This window comes from Candidatus Phytoplasma palmae, assembly GCF_046896035.1.
GTDB classification, from domain to species: domain Bacteria; phylum Bacillota_I; class Bacilli_A; order Acholeplasmatales; family Acholeplasmataceae; genus Phytoplasma; species Phytoplasma palmae.
The window spans coordinates 1-4227 of record NZ_JBIPDD010000016.1; the positions used below are offsets into that span (position 1 = coordinate 1).

Annotated in this window: 2 protein-coding genes; both read right to left on the minus strand. The window is 27.5% G+C overall.

Going from position 1 to position 4227, the window contains the following annotated elements; genetic code table 11:
* Nucleotides 1-766 precede the first annotated feature (766 nt).
* Entirely contained in the window at nucleotides 767-1882 is a 1116-nt protein-coding gene (gene dnaJ / locus ACHMP6_RS01640) for a molecular chaperone DnaJ (RefSeq protein ID WP_412097790.1), read from the minus strand.
* A 123-nt stretch (nucleotides 1883-2005) separates the two neighbouring features.
* Nucleotides 2006-3871 (minus strand): molecular chaperone DnaK, encoded by a 1866-nt coding sequence (dnaK, locus tag ACHMP6_RS01645; RefSeq protein ID WP_412097791.1) that lies wholly within the window; start codon nucleotides 3869-3871, stop codon nucleotides 2006-2008.
* Nucleotides 3872-4227: the final 356 nt, after the last annotated feature.

The window sequence follows — 4227 nt, forward strand, 5'->3', positions numbered from 1 at the left end:
AAAAGAAGCTTTGAATTACTCACGACTACTATGATTCTGCTTTTTCCTTGCTTCCGCAGACTATTCTGTGTTTTTCTACAGAGAAAGATTGTCTCTGAGAGAAGTTTAGGAAGATCAAAGTTACTCTAATTATTTACGCAAAACTCATTTAGGTATGCAGACCTTCTATGATTTGTGATTTTCAATCTATATAACATTGAAGATCACTTTTTTCATATATATACAGGTAGGTTTAAAGTTAGGTTTAAAAAAAACCTATGATGTTTTTTGAAAAAACACTGATAATTTTGAAAATCTAATAACAAAATTTTCAAATAACTTTAATTAATAGTTACAATTCATTTCTATTAAGTTATATATTACATACACCGTTTATTGCATTTAGCCTTTTTTGAATAAGGTTATCCGTGTGAGTCATTCTTCTGGCGTGATCTTTTTGGATATGAATTTCTCCTCAACCCGCTTTTATTCTTTGCTGTAACTTTTCATTCTTTCGTTTCAAAAGCCAAGAATATGAAGGAATATATCATCATAATATTCGTGATGCGTGAAATCACTCATAATTAGGCATCATTTTACGCACTTACTAAAATCATAATTTTATTTTTTTAATATTGTCCTTACTTATATAATTTTATTTTTTAGATTCTAGAATCTTTTTTTAAAAAAAAAACTATTCTCCATAAACATATAATATCACAAATAAAATTATAAAATTTTTTTTTATAATACAATATATTGGAAGAATAGTTTTTTTGAAAAAAATTTATTTAAAAAACCATGATTTACTTTTTTTATTATTATTCAATTTATCTAATTCTGCAAATTGTTTCAAAATATTTTTTTGCATAGTAGTTAAATGTTTAGGTATAGTTATTTGAACAATAACATAATGATCTCCTTTTTTATAAGAAGAATTTAAAAAAGGAACACCTTTATTCCTAATTCTAAAACTAGTTTGAGCTTGAGTGCCCTCAGGAATCTTTAAATCAATTTCTCCATAAATAGTAGGAATTCTAACGACAGTACCTAAAGCAGCTTCGTAAAAAGTTATAGAAACAGTAGAAATTATATTTTGTTTTTCTCTTTTAAAAATTTCATGATCTTTAATTGAAATTTCTATATATAAATCACCATTAGGAGCATTTAAATGGCCACCATCTCCTTGTTGCTCTAATTTGAAAGTCATACCTTTTTCAACTCCTGCAGGTATATGAAAAAAAGTTCTTTTGTTTTTCTTAACTCTTTTTTTTCCTTGACAAAAATAACATTTATTTAAAATAGTTTTACCTTGACCTTTGCATTGAGGACAAATTTGTTGAGATGTTATATTTCCTAAAAAAATTCTTTTATTAACAGTAATATAACCAGTTCCATCACAATAACTACATAATTCAATATCTTTGGAACTTCTAGCTCCTATACCATGACATTTATGACAATCTTCTTCAACAATAAAATTGATTTCTTTTTCTGCTCCTAAAACCGAATCCATAAAATCAATACATAATTCTATATGTTTATCTTCAGGAACATGATCGGAATTATTTCTATTACTTTTTTGTTGTCTGTTTCCAAAAAAACTTTCAAAAATATCACCAAAATCAAATTCCATATTCTCTCCACCAAAACCTTGAAATCCGCTTTGATGAAAATTATATCCATTAGAATTCCCAAAACGATCATAACTACTTCTTTTATTTGGATCTTTTAAAACTTGATAAGCCTCTTGAACTTCCTTGAATTTTTCTTCTGATTTAGGATCTTTAGAAACATCAGGATGATATTTTTTAGAAAGTTGTTTATAAGCTTTTTTAATGTCTTCGTCTGAAGCATTTTTTGACAATCCTAAAATTTCATAGTAATCTTTTGTTTTTTTCACAATATAAACTCCTGCTAAAATGGTTTAAATATTAAAATTAAAATTTTAAATTTAATAAAGAAACCAAAAAAAGAGACAATTACTCTTTTCTTGGTTTTTAATAATATTTATAATTTTAAAATATTATTTTTTTTCTTCAAAATCTGCATCAACAACATTATCTTTTTCTTTATTATTATCTTTATTATTGTTTTGCTCTTGGTTTTCTTTTTGTTTTTCTTGAGCTGCTTGATAAGCTTTAACAGCAACTTGTTGAGCTTCTTTTTCTAAGAAATCATGTTTTTCTCTAATTAATTTATAATCTTCAGTTTTTAAAGCTTCTTCTAATTCTTTTATGCCTTCTTCAATTTTTTTGTTGTCTTCAGGAGTAATTGAATCTTTCAAAGAAACTAAAGTTTTTTTAGTTTGAAAAATCAAATTGCTAGCTTCATTACGAGTATCAATTTTTTCTCTTTGTAAATTATCAGATTCTGCGTTTTCTTCAGCTTCTTTAAGCATTCTTTGAATTTCTTCTTCAGATAAAGAATTGCTACCTGAAATAACAATTTTTTGTTCTTTTTTAGTACCTAAATCTGTTGCTTTAACAGAAACAATACCATTAACATCAATATCAAAAGTTACTTGTATTTGTGGTACGCCACGAGGAGCTGAAGGAATATTATCTAAACGAAATCTTCCTAAAGATTTGTTTTCACTTGCTAATGGCCTTTCTCCTTGTAAAACGTGAATATCTACAGAAGTTTGATTGTCTTCAGCAGTAGAAAAAATTTGCTTTTGTGAAGTAGGAATAGTAGTATTTCTCTCAATTAACTTAGTAAAAACATTACCTAAAGTTTCAATACCTAAAGAAATAGGAGTAACATCTAAAAGAACAATATCTTCTACATCTCCTGTTAATATAGCTCCTTGTATAGCAGCTCCCATAGCAACTACTTCATCAGGATTAATGCTTTTATTTAAAACATTTTTATTTAATACATTTTTTACTAATTCTTGAACAGCAGGTATTCTAGTAGATCCTCCTACTAAAAGAACTTGATCAATTTTTTCTGAAGTTAATTTAGAATCACTTAAAGCTCTTTTTAAAGGAACCAAACAACGATCTACTAAATCATGAGTTAACTCATTAAAAATTGCTCTAGTTAAATTATATTCAAAATGAAGAGGACCACTAGATTTACTCATAGTAATAAAAGGTAAAGAAATTTGAGTAGAAGTTAATCCACTTAATTCTTTTTTAGCTTTTTCAGCTGCATCTTTTAATCTTTGTGAAGCTTGTCTATCTTTAGATAAATCAATTCCATGTTCTTTTTTAAATTCTTTAACTAAAAAATTAACTATTTTATAATCAAAATCATCACCACCCAAATGATTATCACCTGAAGTAGCTAAAACAGAAAAATTACCTTCATCTAAATTTAAAATAGAAACATCAAAAGTACCGCCCCCTAAATCAAAAACTAAAATATTTTGTTCTTTATTTTGGCTCTTATCTAAACCATAAGCTAAAGCTGCAGCGGTAGGTTCATTAATAATTCTTTTTACTTCTAAACCAGCTATTCTACCAGCATCTTTAGTAGCTTGTCTTTGAGCATCATTAAAGTAAGCAGGAACAGTAATAACAGCTTGTGTAACAGAATGTCCTAAATATTCTTCAGCTTGTTTTTTTAAATTTCTTAAAATCATAGCACTAATTTCTTGAGGAGTATATTTTTTACCATTTATATTAACAGTAAAATTACTTTCTCCCATATGTCTTTTAATTGAAACAACAGTATTAGGATTTGTTAACATTTGTCTTTTAGCTATTTCGCCTACAAAAATTTCTTCTCCTTTAAAAGATACAATTGAAGGAGTAGTTCTTCCGCCTTCTGCATTAGTAATAACTTTAGGTTCTTTTCCTTCCATAACAGAAACACAAGAGTTTGTAGTTCCTAAATCTATTCCAATAATTTTATTTGTTTTCATTATTTTCTTCACTCCATTCATTTATTTTTACCATTGCTGGTTTAATTAGATCGAGATAGAATTAGACCGTTTTTCTATTACTAGATATTAATCTAAGCCCCTCACACCACCGAACAAGCAAGTTTCCAAGCATTCGGCGGTTAAATAAGTTATTTCTGTAAACTTATTTTTCCTCTTTCGCCTTGTAAAGGTTGTTAACCTTTGCCCTGGTAGGCCATTATACTGAAACATTCCAGTTTAGTTTTGAGTTCCCTACGACTACTATGATTCTGCTTTTTCCTTGCTTCCACAGACTATTCTGTGTTTTTCTGCAGAGAAAAATTTTCTCTAAGAGAAGTTTAGGAAGATCGAAGTTACTCTAATTATTTACGCGACTC